This is a genomic window from Bacillus sp. ISL-18 (genome assembly GCF_018613415.1).
In the GTDB taxonomy this organism is placed as follows: Bacteria; Bacillota; Bacilli; order Bacillales; family Cytobacillaceae; genus Neobacillus.
Genome location: NZ_JAGGQG010000002.1, coordinates 435585 through 453625, shown reverse-complemented (window position 1 = coordinate 453625; position 18041 = coordinate 435585). Strand labels below are relative to the sequence as shown.

At 38.4% G+C, this 18041-nt stretch carries 13 protein-coding genes; 1 reads left to right on the top strand and 12 read right to left on the bottom strand.

Annotated elements, in window-relative coordinates; genetic code table 11:
• Nucleotides 1-24: 24 nt before the first annotated feature.
• The 4 genes from glpK to J7E81_RS02260 are packed head-to-tail and all read right to left on the bottom strand — an operon-like array spanning nt 25 to nt 4776.
• Complete coding sequence (glpK, locus tag J7E81_RS02275; RefSeq protein WP_215040521.1) at nt 25-1515, bottom strand: glycerol kinase GlpK; 1491 nt, start codon at nt 1513-1515, stop codon at nt 25-27.
• A gap of 10 nt (nt 1516-1525) precedes the next feature.
• On the bottom strand, nt 1526-2494 hold the full coding sequence (locus J7E81_RS02270) for a transketolase family protein (protein ID WP_215040520.1): 969 nt from the start codon (nt 2492-2494) through the stop codon (nt 1526-1528).
• Nucleotides 2491-3321: a transketolase gene (locus J7E81_RS02265; protein WP_215040519.1), complete on the bottom strand. Its 831-nt coding sequence runs from the start codon at nt 3319-3321 to the stop codon at nt 2491-2493. The genes J7E81_RS02270 and J7E81_RS02265 overlap by 4 nt, the downstream gene beginning before the upstream one ends.
• An 18-nt stretch (nt 3322-3339) precedes the next feature.
• Nucleotides 3340-4776: an L-fucose/L-arabinose isomerase family protein gene (locus J7E81_RS02260; protein ID WP_215040518.1), complete on the bottom strand. Its 1437-nt coding sequence runs from the start codon at nt 4774-4776 to the stop codon at nt 3340-3342.
• Between the two features lie 396 nt (nt 4777-5172).
• Between J7E81_RS02260 and J7E81_RS02255 the strand changes: the two genes are divergently transcribed.
• Nucleotides 5173-6231 (top strand): LacI family DNA-binding transcriptional regulator, encoded by a 1059-nt coding sequence (locus tag J7E81_RS02255; protein WP_215040517.1) that lies wholly within the window; start codon nt 5173-5175, stop codon nt 6229-6231.
• 127 nt (nt 6232-6358) lie between these two features.
• Here the strand turns inward: J7E81_RS02255 and J7E81_RS02250 are convergent, their stop codons facing one another.
• The 8 genes from J7E81_RS02250 to J7E81_RS02215 form a co-directional block, all read right to left on the bottom strand.
• Nucleotides 6359-8668 carry a glycoside hydrolase family 3 C-terminal domain-containing protein gene (locus J7E81_RS02250; RefSeq protein WP_215040516.1) on the bottom strand — a complete coding sequence of 770 codons (2310 nt, stop codon included), beginning with the start codon at nt 8666-8668 and terminating at the stop codon, nt 6359-6361.
• A 57-nt stretch (nt 8669-8725) separates the two neighbouring features.
• Complete coding sequence (locus tag J7E81_RS02245) at nt 8726-10015, bottom strand: prolyl oligopeptidase family serine peptidase (protein ID WP_215040515.1); 1290 nt, start codon at nt 10013-10015, stop codon at nt 8726-8728.
• A gap of 25 nt (nt 10016-10040) precedes the next feature.
• Nucleotides 10041-11789, bottom strand: coding sequence for a DUF5605 domain-containing protein (locus tag J7E81_RS02240; RefSeq protein WP_215040514.1), 1749 nt, complete (start codon nt 11787-11789; stop codon nt 10041-10043).
• A 112-nt stretch (nt 11790-11901) separates the two neighbouring features.
• A complete protein-coding gene (locus J7E81_RS02235) occupies nt 11902-12549 on the bottom strand; it encodes a YesL family protein (RefSeq protein ID WP_215040513.1) in 648 nt (215 codons plus the stop codon).
• Between the two features lie 117 nt (nt 12550-12666).
• Nucleotides 12667-13554, bottom strand: coding sequence for a carbohydrate ABC transporter permease (locus J7E81_RS02230; RefSeq protein WP_215040512.1), 888 nt, complete (start codon nt 13552-13554; stop codon nt 12667-12669).
• Between the two features lie 18 nt (nt 13555-13572).
• Nucleotides 13573-14442, bottom strand: coding sequence for an ABC transporter permease (locus tag J7E81_RS02225; protein WP_215041186.1), 870 nt, complete (start codon nt 14440-14442; stop codon nt 13573-13575).
• Between the two features lie 347 nt (nt 14443-14789).
• Complete coding sequence (locus J7E81_RS02220) at nt 14790-16280, bottom strand: ABC transporter substrate-binding protein (protein ID WP_215040511.1); 1491 nt, start codon at nt 16278-16280, stop codon at nt 14790-14792.
• Nucleotides 16281-16413: 133 nt separating this feature from the next.
• Nucleotides 16414-18030 (bottom strand): response regulator transcription factor, encoded by a 1617-nt coding sequence (locus J7E81_RS02215; RefSeq protein WP_215040510.1) that lies wholly within the window; start codon nt 18028-18030, stop codon nt 16414-16416.
• Between the last annotated feature and the right edge of the window lie 11 nt (nt 18031-18041).

The following is an 18041-nucleotide window of genomic DNA, read 5'->3' as shown; positions in this document are numbered from 1 at the left end:
GTGGGTTTACTTTGTTAAACGCTATTAGCATACTAAAACACCATTCACCGACTGTTTCCACCCTAGATAATTTTTATTTCGTACATCACTTGTCATAAAAGGATGATACAATTGGTGTTCTAGATTTAGTTGGTTGATCTCATCTGTCGATTTCCAAATACCTACACCTAAACCCGCTAAATAAACGGAGCCCATCGAAGATAATTCTGCTACTTCTGAAGCGATTACATCGATATCTAACATATCAGCCTGGTATTGCATTAAGAAACGATTGCTTGTTGCTCCTCCATCCACTTTTACACTTTGAATCAGAATATTGGATTCGGTTTGCATCAGTTCAATAACATCCTTTACCTGATAAGCGATACTTTCTAAAGCTGCACGTACGATATGGGGTCTCCCGGTATTTCGGCTTATCCCCATAATGGCAGCCCGAGTGTACGGTTTCCAATAAGGAGCTCCCAAGCCTACAAAAGCTGGTACAAGATAGACACCTTGATTATCTGAAATCGAACACGCTAACTGTTCTGCCTCGCCAATTTCATCGATTAATTCAAGCTGCTCCTTTAGCCATTTTATCGTATCACCGGTACTATTAATAATCCCTTCCAGTGCATAGCTCACTTTTCCATTCATTCCCCATGCAATGGAAGTAACCAAACCATTGGTACCATCTACCATTTCTCCCGTTTGCATAAGAACAGAAGTACCTGTTCCGTATGTCGCTTTGGCCATTCCGGGTTCAAAACATTTTTGTCCAAATAATGCACCTTGCGAATCACCAATGACACCCGAAATAGGAAGTTGTGTAAACGGAATAGATGAGTCTTCCGTTAATCCAAATAGTTCATTGGAATCTTTTACTTCAGGAAGCATCTCCTTTGGAATATCAAATAAGTTCAGCAATTCTTCATCCCACTGAAGAGTATGGATATTAAATAGAAGCGTCCTGCTTGCATTCGAATAATCTGTTGCATGAACCTTTCCGCCGGTTAATTTCCAGATGAGCCAGCTATCAATCGTTCCTAATAAGAGCTTACCTTCTTTCGCTCTATCTTTAACGCCATCCACATGTTCCAAGATCCATTTTACCTTCGATCCGGAAAAGTATGGATCTACTTTTAACCCTGTTTTTGATTGGATAAGCGTTTCATATCCTTGTTCTTTCAATTCTTCACACATATCTGATGTTCTTCGGCATTGCCAGACGATCGCATTGTAAACTGGAATTCCTGTTTCTTTATTCCAAACCACTATCGTTTCTCTTTGATTCGTTATCGCCAATACTGCTAACTCATCTTCTGGAACAGAGGCAGTTTGAACCACCTCTGTTAAAAGTTTTTTTACATTTTCATAGATTTCAACCGGGTTATGCTCTACCCAACCAGTTTGAGGGTAGTGCTGGGTATGGCTTGCAGAACATTTATGAACGATTTGTCCTTTCGAATTAACAAGCAAAACTTTTGTTCCCGACGTGCTTTGATCAATAGCAAGGATATATTGCTCGTGAGACATTAGGAACACCTCATCCTTTATTTACCATACTTATGGCAACCTTCTTGACATTGTCAACACTTAATCCATAATATTCGAACACTTCAGCTGTTTTTCCGGCAACAGCAGGTTCGTCTGGAAGACCAATAATTTTAACTGGAACCGGGTGATTTTGTGAAACAACTTCAGCTACAGCTGAACCTAAACCGCCATAAATACTGTGCTCTTCAATGGTGATAATTCTTCTTGTTTCCTCTGCCGCTTTCAGAATAGCTTCCTCATCTAAAGGTTTGATGGTATGCATATTAATCACTCTGCAATCAATGCCTTCTGCTTGAAGTACTTCCGCGGAATCTAAAGCAATTCTGACTGTCTCCCCTGTTGAAATAATCGTAATATCTGTACCTTCTTTCATCGTAACAGCTTTACCGATTTGGAAATCATAGTCTTCAGAAACATATGAATCTGCGACAGGATTACGGCCAATTCGAAGATAGACTGGTCGATCATATTCCACTAATGCTTCGATCATCTTTTTGGCCTCATGCCGATCCGCTGGCATCATGACATCCAGACCTGGTATCGCACGGGTTACAGCAAGATCCTGCAGAGAATGGTGTGACATACCAAGCGCCCCATAACTAATGCCGCCGCTTATGCCAATTAATTTAACATTTGTATTGGAGTAAGCTACATCTACCTTAATTTGTTCAATACTTCTCATGCTTAAAAAACAAGCTGGTGAAGCGACAAATGGTTTTTTACCGGACGCAGCCAAACCTGAAGCAATCCCAACGAGATTTTGTTCTGCAATACCTACTTCTACGATTTGATTAGGTAATTCTTTACCAAAATCTACAAGAGAGGCCGATCCTCTAGAATCACTTGTTACGACTAAAATATCTTTATTTTGCTTCGCTAAATCTAGTAAAGTCTCACTGATCGCTTGACGATTGGCAATCTTATTTCCTTTTGCACTTTTTAGAGCAACCATACTCATTGTAGCACCTCCAATTGCTTAGAAAGTTCCCCCATTGCTAATTGATATTCATCTTTACTTGGGACATGATGGTGCCATTTTGCTACATTTTCAGCAAATGAAATTCCTTTGCCCTTCACTGTATTGGCAACAATAAGAGTTGGTTTTCCTGCAGTTTTTGGAGCTCCCTCCAAAACTTCTGCTAACTGTTCGATATCATTTCCATCTACTTCAACAACTTCCCAACCAAACGCTCCCCACTTTTCGCCGAATGGTTCAAGGGACATTACATCTTCCGTACCTCCTGTGATTTGCAATCTATTCCGATCAATAATAGCTACTAAATTATCCAGCTTGTAATGTGAAGCGGCCATAGCCCCTTCCCAAACTGATCCTTCTGCCTGTTCTCCGTCTCCCATTAAGGTAAAGACGCGATACGATTTTCCATCCATTTTAGCAGCCAAGGCCATACCAACTGAAACTGGCAGACCATGTCCTAAGGCACCAGTATTCATTTCCACACCAGGAACTTTATTATTCGGATGACCTATTAATCTAGTATTAAATTGAGAGAATGTCTTTAATTCCTCTTTTGGAAAAAATCCCTTGTCGGCTAAGATTGCCCAATATGCTTCCACTGAATGGCCCTTACTCTGAACATAACGATCGCGATCTTCCCACTTTGGATTCTTAGGATCAACATTCATAATATGATAGTAAAGAACCGTTAAGATATCCGCACTGGATAGAGAGCCGCCTGTATGCCCCGTACCCGCTTCATAAATCATTGTTAGCAATTCCATTCGAATTTCAGTTGCTTTCCGTTTTAGAAATTCAATATTGTTCATTCTCTTTGCCCCCTCGCTTTATTTATTAAGGTCGCTGCCACGAAGCCATGCTTTGATTTCATCTACAGTTGGATCAACTGGGTCAGGATTCAATCCTGGGATATATTCGCACGCCTCAAACAGGGCTGGGATTACATTGGCATGGACACCTACTGAATGGTGGATATACGGACCTTTTACTAGTGTTTCTTCCCATAATGGCCAGTCATTTACTTCTATCCATACATATGATCCTCTTGAAAACGGCCCCTCAATCCCTTTAGCTTTTCCTAGGAAAATCGAATATTCACCATGGTCTCCGTCAAAACGGGCAATCGTCATTTCGCCACCCTTAATTTCCCCCTCATGTGTACCTGGAGAATGATCGTCAAATAAAAAGTGTTTATTTAACTTTGGCTTTTCTTCGACACTTAACGATACTGGGAAATTCCCACAGTGGAATAACAATTCGCCATTAGGATTTTCTGGATGACGAATCGTAATATCAGCAAAGAAAGTTGGCTTAGTATTCATGGTAGCGGCTTGAACCATAATCGAGGTAATCGCTCCATGAATGTCTGTTTCGCAAGTTACCGGGATCTGTTCGTCTGTCAGAATCGCATTGGCTAGACATGGCATGATGCCAATAATATCCTGCAGGGTTGACCAGCATTGAATAGCAATTGCTGTACTTCTTGTCTCGGCAGCCAGTTGTTTCATTGCCACTTTTAAGGAAGCGATCCGTCGAACATCCTGTTCCGTAACTGCACTCCAGTCGAGCATTTCTTTTATATAGCCGATTGCTTCATCTAATTCTGGACTATCAGTCTTCTCAATTTTCAACGTGACCTTCTTCAACTCATCAAGTGTAATCGGGTGAATTTGAACTCCAAATGTTTCCAACAATTCCCCTTCATTGCAGATGACTGACCAAAAATCAGATGGTCTTGTGGAAATTTGCAAGATTCGTAGATTATTAAACTGTTTTACCACATTCGCTGCAGCAATGAAGTTCTTAAATCCCCGCTCAAAAACAGGGCTATCAACCGTGCAGTTAGTGATATATGTAAACTTGACATTAAATCTTCTTAGCACTTTACCTGTGGCAAAAATTCCGCATTGTGTATCACGGAGACGCATCCCATCTTCCAATGGAGCTTCGTCTCTCGGACCCCAAAGCAAAACAGGTTTGCCGATTGCTTTGGCTACACGAGCTACGATATCTTCAGTACCAAAGTTGCAGTGCGGGAAAAATAATGCATCCACTTCAGCATCCCTAAAGCGCTTTATTATCGCTGGTTCTTCTAAACGCTCATGCAGCAACCCTTCTTCATTAATCCCTTCTAAATCAACAATTTCCAGGCCTAGTCCGAAGCTCTCCATCTTTTCTCTAATTAATTGTTTATACTTCAATGCATCTTCTTTACTAAATACAAATCTTCTTGTTGGAGCAAATCCAAGTCTAATTTTCCCCATTTTCCAGCGCCTCCCAAACAATTTCATAATATAACCATCAAGATACTAAAAGCGTATACAATAATGTTTTTTTAAATAAACTAAATAAATTTAGTTTATCCCCTAACTCTTGAACCAATAATAACAACTATTAAAATATTAGTCAATTAATTTTATAAAATATTTTAGTTATTTATTTAAATGTTTATATAAATTTTAGTGTTTTTTATATGTAAATCATTAAAAATATACTGTTACCCAAAATAAATACAATTTATATATATAAAATAAACTAAACATAAACTAAACATCAACTAAAAATAAACTAAACCATTTGATTTTATGCTATAATAAAATATACAAAAAAGTTACTTCGGAAAAGAACTTTTTATCATGTAGGCAGGTGTTTATATTTTAATGAAAATAGATGATATTGCTAAATTAGCTAATGTTTCGAAATCCGCTGTTTCTCTGGCGTTGAATGGAAAAAATGGTGTCAGCCAAAAAACACGTGAGAAGGTACTTAGAATTGCTCAGGAACATGGATATATTCCACGCCCCATTATTAAAGCGGATCAATTTGTTCAGCCGAACAAAAAATTGTTGAGATTTGTAGCAGTCACGAATACAGGTATTGTGACAGAGCAATATGAATCACTCCCGTTTTTCACGGATTTAATACACAATCTTGATAGACAAATTGGTACTAGTGGTAATTCTCTTATGGTTTCTTCCATTAGTATAGAGAATCTCCAAGATGAAATAACCCGACTCGAGCAAGAACAAAAGTCCGCAGGTATATTATTGTTAGGTACAAACTTAACACCGGAGCAAATTAATATCGTTGCATGTGTACAGCCAAATATGGTTGTGCTGGATACCTGTTTTGAGACGCTGGACGTAAGTTTTGTCGTCATGAATAACGTATATGGTGGGTACCAGGCAGGACAATACTTAATGGAGTTAGGACACCAGCAAATTGGTTATGTAGGATCAAATACGAGAATGTATAATTTTGATATGAGAAAAAAGGGTTTTTTACAAGCACTAAGTGAAAACGGGTTAATGATTGCCGAAACCAATTACTTTTCAGTATCTCCGACGGTGATTTCATCCCAGGATGTGTTTAAAGAGAAAATCAAAAACCGGTTAAACCAATTGCCTTCAGCCTTATTTTGCGAAGCTGATTATATGGCCATTAGCGTTATTAAATCGCTCACTGAATTAGGCGTTAGAGTTCCGGATGACGTTTCTGTGATTGGTTTTGATAACATCTTTGAATCACAAGTGATAACGCCTGAATTAACGACAATCCATGTAAAAAAAGATAGGATTGCCTTACTTGCTGTTGAAAAACTTATTAAACAGATTGAAAATAATGACACTGATAAAATTAAATTGTTTGTGGATACAGAACTGATTGAAAGGAAATCATGTGTAGTTTCCACATTAACCGAAAGTGAAATACAAGCCTAAAAAATAAAAAACCTTAGTTCGGTATATATACCAAGCTAAGGTTTTTTTGCGGAAATAAACCCGGGTTATAATTAACTAAAATAATTTTTCTAATTAGGTTAGTTATAAGCTCTACAGTATGAAATGTTTAGTTGATTATTGTTTGGGCATTCGTTGCATTTGCTAATCTTTCATTTAGTTGTTTTATAAGACTATTAAGCATTTCTTCTGTGAAATTATCTGGATTGAATGCGGCCATGGCTCGTAACGGCATAAATCTCATCATCGCCTCGAACATTTCAAAACCATCTGAGTCTTCCCCCATATTAGCAAATGGACTGCCTTCATTTGCCTTGGCAAGAGTTTCCTGGACAAATGGAGCTAGAAATGGATTTGTGATAAGATCCCCAATTGTCGTGTTTCGATGGACTAACTTGTTTATGGTAACAGTAGAGTTTACTTGCAGTGTCCCTTTTAAAATAATGTCAGCTGAAGACTTCCCTACAAGTACCTCAAACAAACCACTCTCCACATGCCAGTCCTTGAGGTCTACATTGTAATAAGCAAACGCTCTATTATCCAAGGTGAAGGTTACTTCTTTCTCTTCACCAGGTTGTAAATCAACCTTTACAAAGCCCTTTAATTCTTTCTCAGGTCGAATCACAGTACTCTCGGTATCACGAACATACAGCTGTACAATTTCTTTCCCAGCCCTCTCACCTGTATTTTTAACTGTAACAGTCACTTCAACTGTCTCATTATCTAAAATGGATTCTTTGTTAATGAGCAGATTGGAATATTCAAAACTTGTATAGCTCAGACCATAACCGAACGGGAATAATGGTTCTATTCCTTTCGCATCGTAATAGCGGTACCCTACAAAAAGCCCTTCCTTATATTCTACCTTGTCCCCTTCCCCAGGGAAGTTAAGATAGGAAGGATTATGACGCAGCTCCTTCGGGAATGTTTCAGCCAATTTCCCACTTGGATTCTCATCTCCAAATAATAAATCAGCGATTGCTCCTCCTAGCGCCTGACCTCCCAAATATCCTTCTAGTAGACCCTTTACTTTACCAAGCCATGGCATTTCAATTGGAGCACCATTGCTTAAGACGACCACTATATTAGGCTGTACCTCTGCTACTGCTTCAATAAGAATGCGATGATTGTCTGGGATTCTTAAATGCTCTCTGTCATAACCTTCCGATTCATATCGATCAGGAAGACCAACAAATAAAACAGCTACATCAGCTTGGAGCGCCTTTTCCTTTGCTTCTGCAATTAATTGACCATCTGTATCATCATTTTTTAAATGATAGCCTTTTGCATAAACAACGCTGCCATTTCCAGCACTCTTTTCTATTTCCTCACATATATTATCCAGCTTGGTCGGCTTGATATGTGAACTTCCGCCGCCCTGGTATCTTGGGTTAACAGCAAACTCTCCGATTACGGCAATCGTTCCATCCTTTTTTAACGGAAGAACACCATCATCATTTTTCAATAGAACCATACCCTCCCTCGCTACTTTTCTAGCAAGCTGGTGGTGATTCTCTTTATCATAGACAGCATTTTCTTTTTTGTTATCAACTGCTTTGAAAATAATTTTTAATAGCCGCTCTACTGTTCTATCTAGTTTTTGTTCTGAAAGCTGGCCATTTTTTACGGCTTCTACTATTTTTCGATCGCCTATCCCATTACTTGAAGGCATTTCTAAATCTAAGCCTGCTTCTAACCCTTTTGCGCGCTCATTGACTGCACCCCAGTCTGACACAACAAACCCATCAAAGCCCCATTCATCCTTTAAAATGTCCGTTAATAATGTTTTATTTTCTGAAGCATATTCCCCATTTACTTTGTTATAGGAGCACATAACCGTCCATGGTTCGCCCTTTTTAACCGCATTTTCGAAACTAGCAAGATAGATTTCTCTAAATGTTCTTTCATCAACGACTGCATCCACGGACATACGGCGATGTTCCTGGTTATTAGCTGCAAAATGTTTAAGAGAAGTCCCAACTCCCTGACTTTGTACCCCATTAATGTGGCTTGCCGCTAATTCTGAAGAAAGGTAAGGATCTTCTGAAAAATACTCAAAATTCCTCCCGCACAGGGGTGAACGTTTGATATTCGCACCAGGTCCTAGTAAAACAGCGACATCCTCAGCCTGACACTCTTCACCTAAAGCCACTCCAACCTTATTAATAAGGGAACGATTCCAGGTACTTGCGAGACCAACTGCGGAAGGGAAGCAGGTGGCCGGGACACTATCATATATTCCCAGGTGATCGGCACTTTGCTGCTGTTTACGCAGACCATGCGGGCCATCTGTGACCATGATGGATGGAATTCCTAATCTCTCAATTCCTTTAAGCTGCCAGAAGTTTAGCCCAGAGCAAAGACTAGCCTTTTCTTCCAGGGTCATTTGTTCAATTAATTTTTTAATATCTCTTTCCATCCTTTAAATACCTCCTCAATATTAGCGAACAAGAACAACCTTTTTATTTACTTTTCCCTATCGATTTGTGACTGTTATTTGTTTTGTCTGCAACGCCAGCCATTGGAGAAGCGTTACATCTTTTCCATTTACTTTTACTGGAGAGCCATCATAGTCGAGTACACATTCGTCTTTGAGCATGTAGATCCAGGTGCCATGGCCAAAAAATTCAAATGGGTTGCCTTCAGAATCCTTGAAAATGCCTGAAGTATCTACAACCTTATCAAAATAGGAAAAATGAACATTAGGAGCACCGGCTTCTACTAGACGCTCATATGTTGGAATCACTGTGATCTCGGGTTTTACAACTTCATCATTTTTTGCATGTGTGAACCAGATAGGGGTATTCTTTATCTCATCAATGTTTTGATCGGTAATCACATTATCGTAGAGTGCTTCACATACAGGATAGGCTGCTGCGAAGAAACCAGGGTAATCGATAATCATACGCATCGTCATGAAGCCTCCATTAGAACAGCCTCCGATGTAGATTCGATTTGTATCTATATCTGGGTGTAAATGAATAAACTCATCAATGAGTGCTTTAAGTGCTTTCACGTACATTGACTTTCCTTCAATCGTATACTCACCACTGCCGTCGTCCATCCACATAGTGGGCACTTGTGGAGCAAGGACATAAGCACCGCCAAACATTTTCTGTACTTTTTCGCTTGATAGATTTACAACATTATTACCAGTATAGGCAACCGAGGTGTCATATCCACCTTCGCCTGCACCATGGAGCCAGATAATCAATGGACGTTTTTCTTCGCTCATATTTGGTGTAAAATAGCCGAACCGTAAGGGCATCTCAGCATAGGATGACTCACTATTTACCCACCCTTTGACTTGCTCCATACGACCGCCGCTGAAATGATCATAGACTAGCCCTGAAATAGAAGCACTATCGGCTTGTATTTCTTTTACCAGCGTAATGCGAAAATCGCAGAAAACATAAACATTATGTTCGTTTACAAACGCATTTTCCGAGTTTAAACGGTTGATCGCCTCAACTTCAAGTTCTAACGTGGCGAATTGGCCAATTTCGGTTTTATTCCCTTCACCATCTGATGCATACGTATTTGTCACACGACAATAGCCTTTTGACGGATAACGTTCTTCCGAATTCCAATCTTTTCTTAGTTGAAGCACCTCGCCTGTTTCTTTGCTTCGCCGCTCGACATAAACGTTGAAAGTATCTTCCGAGAGTGCCTCTGATTTAATAGATTCGGGAAGCGGAAGAATGATTTTTGTAATATAAGGGCCATAGTCAGTAACTTCGGTCACAGTCATGTAAGAACGATTCATTTTTACTCTCCTCCTATTGATAAAACTAAATTTTAGTCATCCTAACAGCCATATACTGTTTTCCAGGCAGGTCGATTCTAAATTTCTCTTCATAAACACCTTCGAGTTCATTAATCGTCATTTCCCAAGTATCGATGACTGCCACTTTATATTGAATGCCAGGTTTCATCCGGTACTGTCTGAAACTAGGTCGATTAAAGCCATAATAATATAAATAATATTGGTCAGGAATTCCCGCAGAAGGCGCATCCCAATCCGATTCTAAAGGATTCAATCCTTCCTCCGGACCCTCTTCCATGATCCGCTTCAAGAAGCCAATTCGTTTTGGACTGTCTCCATACAACTTCCCGCCTTTGGACCACCATAAAATATCTTCTGGGTGAAGATAGGTTTCCCCATGTCCCACATAACCGCCTCTAACTGATCCTTCCCAAAACCGTCGGACCATTTCTTCCCCGGTGATATTTCCCCAGCCTTGGTCAATATCTCCCTCATAGGCACATTCGTCGATCACGATTGGTTTATTCCACTGTTTTCTCCATTGATCCGTATTCTCAGCTGTTCGATATACATCGACTCGTTGAACACTACAGTGTGTCACCCAAGGCCGTGAATAATCATAGAATCCAAAACAGTTATGAATGGAGATGAGGTGTTGGTGGGGGTCATTTTCCGTGATAATCTGAGCAAAGCGCTCCCAATCCTCGATTTCTTTCGCCCACATTAAGTCATATTCATTCGCTAATGACCACCAAAGATTTCGATAGGCCGAGAGACGAGCGGTGAGATACTTCAAATAGCGGTCATCTTCCGCCTTTTTCATTTCCGCAAATCCCCACCTGTCATAGGCATGGTACAGGATAAGGTCGGCTTCAATTCCTAGATTCCCAAGATCGATAATCCTTTGTTCCAGGTGCTGAAAAAACTTAGGATTAAAGCGTGTAAAGTCAAAGCCTTCCTCAAGAGAACCTTCAAATGGATAATATAAAGGCTCATTAGAATTGAATTGATAGGATTTAGGAAACATACACATTCGCATCTTATTAAATGGAGATGTTTGTAAAGTTTCCAAGGTTTGTTGGATTAATTCTTCCTCCTGATGAATCCATGCATAGCATGTCGTTCCTACAGGAATATAGGGGGTGCCATCCTCATACGAAAAATGATATGTATTTTTAACGCGGACAGGACCGTGGTTATCTTTAGAAGGACTGATACATTCGAATTTACCCTCAATACCTGCCATAGATCTGGCGTTACTCGTTGTTTGAAATGTCCAGATTCCCTCAGCATCAGGCATGAATCTGATTCGATAAATACCATTCCCGTCATAGAAACCAAGAGCTTTACGGCGTTTCTCTCCATTACAGATAAATTCTGCTTGCAACGTGACATCTGTAAAAGGATTGCCGTGATCTGGACCCTCAAGTTCAACCTCAAAAACAGACCATTTTTCTACTGTACTTGGGATACTAACCTTGGCCGATCCCAAATTTTCTGACTCAGATTCGTAATTAGACACCGGTGCTATATAACCAGTTTCTTCTTCCAACTCTTCTACAGCAGCTAGCTCTGAATACAGTGTTTCCACAATCCCCTTTGTACGGAGGGTCTCAGGCAGCCGTGAAATTAGCTGTTCCAAAGTACTTAATTTAATAAACATAATTGGGAATTCAGTAGGTTCCAATAATTGCGGTACATATTTTAGCAAGACTGCTTTGGCCTTTTTATTGGCTAGGATCTTACCCATTTTCATTTTTGGTGAATAACTCATATCATCTGTTACCCCTTTCGCTAAGGATTATTAGGTTCTATTAGACTAGATCTATTCCATTCATTTAAAAGAAAACGATCCTTTCCGTTCTTTTTTAACGTCTCTCCTGGATTTAAATTGCTCCTGTTTTGGTCCTTTTTACCGAGAGGTCGGAGGCTCTATTCATTTTTACAAAAACAAAATTACTTAGCCACATCAGTAAATATGCGATTAAACTACCGCTAAAAAACGGTATCACTCCGGGTAATTTCATAAAGATGAAACAGAGGAACCCAGTCAAAGTAGCCATGCAAAAGGTTGGAATTGGATTTATGGTCATTAAAATAAATGAGTTCTTAAAGCCCTCTTTCAAACGAACATCAAAATGAACCAATACCGGGAAAATATATAATAGGGTAAAGAAAAACAAGATAATAACAATAACATTGGGGATATAAAGTAATTTAAATAAGGGTACCGTGGTTGCTTCGACTATCCTTATATTTGAGTACATGAGAAAACAAGATAAGCCGAGGAAAAATCCTAATAGGTTGCCTTTAACAAATTCCTTTTTATAGGTGAACCAAAACGTTGGAAATACTGGAATATCTGTTTGCTTCAATACCCATTTACGCACCACCGTGAACATAGCCAGTGTGGAAGGAAAAAAACCAAAAACAACAAAACCAAGCAAGGTAAATGCAATCCAAAGAACATTCACATAAGCAAACCTTAGGATCCACTCCGAAATACTATAAAATCCCCGCATAAAACCAATCATTTAACATTTCCTCCTTGCTTGTTTCTCTTGTTTTTGCTTCCTTATCTAGGCTGCCACATTAATACAGGAGGGCGATCGATAGTCAACCCAGCCCTCCATTTTACTAAAACAATAGAATTAACCTTTAACTGAGCCTAAAGCAATTCCTTTTACCAAGTACTTTTGGAAAAATGGGTAGGCGATGAGAATTGGCAGGATACCGATTACCGCAATAGCCATTCGTACAGCTGTAGTAGGAACTTGTGCCGCCGCTGTACTTGTGTTCGATCCTAAATTGCTGCTTGCTAAGAATTGAATGTCTGACAGCATCCTGTTTAGGATGTTCTGAATGCTAAATAATGATGGTTCTGTAATATAGATAAGTCCGTTGAACCAATCATTCCAATAAATAATTGTTTGAAGCAGGCCGATTGTTGCTAAGATTGGCAGAGATAACGGAAGAATGATCGAAAAGAATGTTCTAAATTCACCAGCACCATCCATGCGTGCGGATTCGATTATCGGCTCCGGGATCGAAGTCATAAAGAATGTTCTCATTAACAAAACGTTAAATCCATTCATGAGTAACCCTGGTACAATTAAGGCCCAGATGGTATTTTTGATATCGAACACCTGTGTATATACAAGATACGTAGGAACAAGTCCGCCGTTAAACAATAGGGTAAAGAAAACGATGAAAGCAAAAACATTTTTAAAAGGTAAATCGCGTCGTGAAAGTCCATAGGCCAAAAACGATGTCATTACCAAACTTACAAAAGTTCCAAATATGGTTACAAATACCGTAATTCCGTAGGCCCGTAAAATACTTGATGAATTAGAGAGTAAATAATCATAGGCTGCAAAACTTACTTCTTTTGGGAAAAAGGAATACCCTTCCTTCAGAATGGATGCCTCATCACTCAGGGAGGAGGATAAAAGAATGATTAAAGGTATAATGCTGCCTGCCGCAAGTATAATTAAAACGATATGTGATACCCATTGGGTAATTCGATCTGATCTATACATTCTTTACCGCCTCCAATTTTAAAATAAAGCATTGTCTTTACTTTTTCTACGTACAAGATAATTTGATAATAAGACGAGAACGAATCCGACGATGGACTGATACAAACCAGCAGCCGCCGACATACCGATATCTCCAAGCTGCATTAAACCACGGTAAACATAGGTATCAATAACATTGGTAGTATCATAGAGAGCCCCTGAATTCATTGGTACTTGATAGAATAATCCGAAATCAGAGTAGAAAATTCGTCCGATGCCCAATAAAGTCATCATAATAATTACTGGCATAATCGAAGGAATCGTAATGTGAATGATTTGATGCCATTTATTCGCTCCATCTAGTGTGGCTGCTTCATAGTATTCTTGGTCGATGCCGATAATAGCGGCTAAATAAATAACACACAAGAAACCTACACCTTTCCACAAATTGATAAAAGTTAAAATGTAAGGCCAGTATTTGGCTTCGTTATACCATGAGATCCCATCTAACCCCAGCATTGGTAAAATGGTTTTATTCAAATAACCCACATCTTCGCTAAGGAAGGCAAATCCCAAATAGCTGACGATTACCATGGAGATTAAGAACGGTAAAAGAATGACACTTTGATAAAAGCCTTTTGCAAGTTTATTTTTAATTTCATTCAGCATAATCGCTACAGCAATAGCAATAATGGTATTTAAGATAATAAAGCCGCCATTATAAAGAATGGTATTCCGAGTAATGACAAACGCATCTCTTGTACTAAACAGGTACTCAAAGTTTTTAAAGCCAATCCAATCACTGCCGAGGATTCCTTTCGCATAGTTAATATCCTTAAAAGCAATAATCAGACCGAACATGGGCAAATAGTTATTAATCAATAAGTAGACTAACCCTGGAAGCATCATAATCAATAATGGCAGTGCCCTTTTAAATTTAATAAGCTTGGTGTTCACTTTATTTGCAGGAACTGCTTGGATTCCTGCTTCAACCTTTTTTACTGTCACTTCTGACATCCCTTTTCCCCCTTGTCATCTTGTTTTGTTTCCGCTTACAATTTACGTTTCCAACTTATATCTTTATTTTATAAAACTAGTAATATTGAAACTATCCAAAATACGACTTCTTATTTTTGTTTATCCGACTTTTCAGAATATATATTCAATATATTGGGTGGAAGCGGAAGAACCGTCCCCATGATTCCAATTCTATGAAAAAGAGAACTAGTTTCACACTAGCTCTCTTTTTCTGTTCCTTATTGCTTTTTCTTCCAGGCTTCAAACTGTTTTTCCTTTTCGGCCATAATTTTATCGAGTCCTGCTGCTTTTAGCTTTTTATTAAACTCCGGCAGGCTCTTTCCTGGATCCAAAGTACCAGATTCAATACCTACTTTATACTGATTAATTACGTTTGTGGAAGCGGCCATTTCGGTTTTCACTGGATCTGGGTCAAATGTAAAACCAAAGGCAGGAGAGAAAATAGCTGAATCATTATGTTTCTTCATGACTTCCCAGTAGTTTGCTGGATTTCCTTCCCATGGGTAGGTTAGAAAGTTATTCCCGATTTGCCATTGTCCAAAAACATATTTGGATTCTTTTACATTATCAGGTAATTTAATCGTTCCGTCAGATTTAACTTGATAATGCTTCCCTTCGATACCGTTATCAAGTAAATTCATAATATCTTTATCAGAATAAAGTAAATTAATAAATTCCATTGCTTTTTCTGGATTTTGGCTGTTTCTGGCAATGGATAGGTTAAAGCCTGTTGCTGCATCCGTGTATGAATACACATCAGATAATTTCACAGATACCATGTCATATCCTGTAATTCCTTTTTCTTGAACATCAAAACCAGGTTTCATATGGGAAAAGTAGCCAAACCCTTTATTAGCCTTAACTATATTGGCAGCTGCGTCTTGTGATGTCGCTGCATCCTTTAAGATATAGCCGGCCTTGAACCACTTTCTAGTCAAATTAACTGCATCCACATATTCAGGTTCTTCAAACATATTGACAACTTTCTTGTCTTTAAAGGATACCACCCCAAGGCTGTCCCCTAAAACATCAAATTTCCCACCTGCAAGCACTGTTGCCGTCGTTGTTATTCCAGTGTTGACAATTGGAGTTAAAGTTGGTTCCTTTTCTTTGACCACTTTAAATACATTTTCCAAATCTGCAAATGTTTTAACCTGTGAAAGATCGATATTATATTTATCGACAATATCCTTCCTCATGACAAATCCATAATAAGAACCCCAGTCCCGGATACTTGGAATTCCATATATTTTACCATTTACTTTATTACCTTCTAAAATCCGTTTAGGCACTGTACTTAAGATATCTTTGCCCTTTGATTGAACCAAATCATCTAATGCAAGAAGCTGCCCTTTTGCCGCCTGTGTGCTGTAGCCAAAAAAGGATGAGGTAACCAACAAATCTAATTTTTCATTCCCTGTCAGCATTAGATTCGATTGCTGCTGATAGTTTGCTCCGTTAATTGGTACTAGTTTAACGGTTGCATTGATTTTCTTTTTAACTATCTTATTAATTTCATCCTGCACTAATGGAAGATCATCTATCTTTGTAAAGGTAATATACGCCATGTTAATCTGATAAGGCTGACCCTTTGAGTTCGTACCATCATTATTACTTGTACTGCTTTCCTTTGAACTGCAGCCGGCTAAAACTAATACAGCTGACATGACGAACAGTAAAAACCTTGTTATTGCCCTAAAGTGCTTCATCCTTTTCTCTCCCCCTTATAATCTTGTCGAATCCATGATACGTTTATTTGAAAGCGTTACCACCGATCTAATTTTTAGTATAGAGGATGGGAGAAAAAACACTTACTAAAAATACGACTTTTTATTTTTGTTATTACGACTTTTCCGAAAATATCGACTTTTTTCGGTACTCCATTGGATTTAATTTTGTCATTTTCTTAAAAATTGTTGAAAAATAGGAAAAATTTGAATACCCAGATGATAATGCCACTTCACTTACAGGTGAATTTGTTTCTATTAATAGTTTTTTAGCGTATTCAATCCGTTGCTGCTGAAGGTAGTCTGATATAGAAAATCCCGTTTGTTTTTTAAAAAGTCTTGTGAGATAGTCTGGATTTAAATAAACGAAATTGGCAATATCTTCACGCGATAACCGCTGTTCACCAAGATTTTCATGAATATACTTGATGGCTATATCCACGACCGATCCTTTTTCTTGAGGCAAATGTAGTTGATCCATGGCTACATCTGCTATATATATGACCCAATCACGGAGCGAGTTTAAAGATTTCAAAACTCGTTTCGGCTTTTCAGTCAGGAGGTTTTGTGAGTAAACTTGATTGGCTTGAATTCCTTTTACCTGAAGAACATAAAAAATTAATTGCAAAAAATCTTGATAAAACAAATGCAACGATTGTGCAGTTAGATTTTCATTTGACTTTTTCCAATTGGTAAAATACAGATGAATAGCATTTAAAAACTTATCTTTGGGACCACTTTTCATTAAATTTGTCCAATCAGTGGTAGGCAGTAATGGGGAAGAACCTAAACATTCTTTATTTCGGGTACAAATCATTGTTTTATTACTTTCGGTTACATTATTTCGATCAAATTCCTGCAAATTTTGGACCATTCCGACTAAATCCTCAATAGGTACTGGATTACCAATATAGCCGCAAAGATCACATAAAAAAAACTGAGCAAATTCTAAAATAAACTCGTTACAATTATCATGAAACTCTTTTAAATTAATAGGTGTTTCCAAAGCAATAATCATTAAGACATAACCAACTTCTAAATTAAGGACATGTCCATCCATTTTATATTCTCCGATAATTTCAGTAAGAGCTTTATTTAGAGCATATTGGCTCACTTTTTCTTCATAGACCGACAGTTTCTCTTTCCATTCTTGAACATGGAATAAAATAGGCAGAAAAGTATCTGACTCTGTATAAGATAAATGATACCTCATCATTTGTTTATTAATTATTTCTTTTGTTGTTGGGAAAGCTTGTTGGATCAGGTCTAACCAGAACCGTTCTTGCATAACAGAATGGTGGGATTCCTTTAATCGATGATACGATTCCTCTACCATTCTTGTTTCTCGGTCTTTTTTGATCTTCTCTAATGCATCATGAATCACAGCTTCAAGTTCTTGATAGTCCACTGGTTTAAGTAAATAGTTAAAACTTTTCAATTGCAAGGCCTTTTTCGCATAGATAAAATCTGAATGGCAGGTTAAAAAAATCGCTTCCGTTTCGGTGTAGTGTTCACGTACCCACTTTAACAAGTCCAGCCCGGAACCTTTAGGCATTTCAATATCACATAATAACAAATCAACTTTGTGATTTAAGAATACCTCTTGAGCTTGTCTTAAGTTATTCGCCGTATAAACTGAGGTGATATCATGCTTTTCCCAATTTACCCCAGCTTGTACACCTCGAATGGAATGAATTTCATCATCTACGATAAGAACATGAAATTGACTCATAAACCATACCA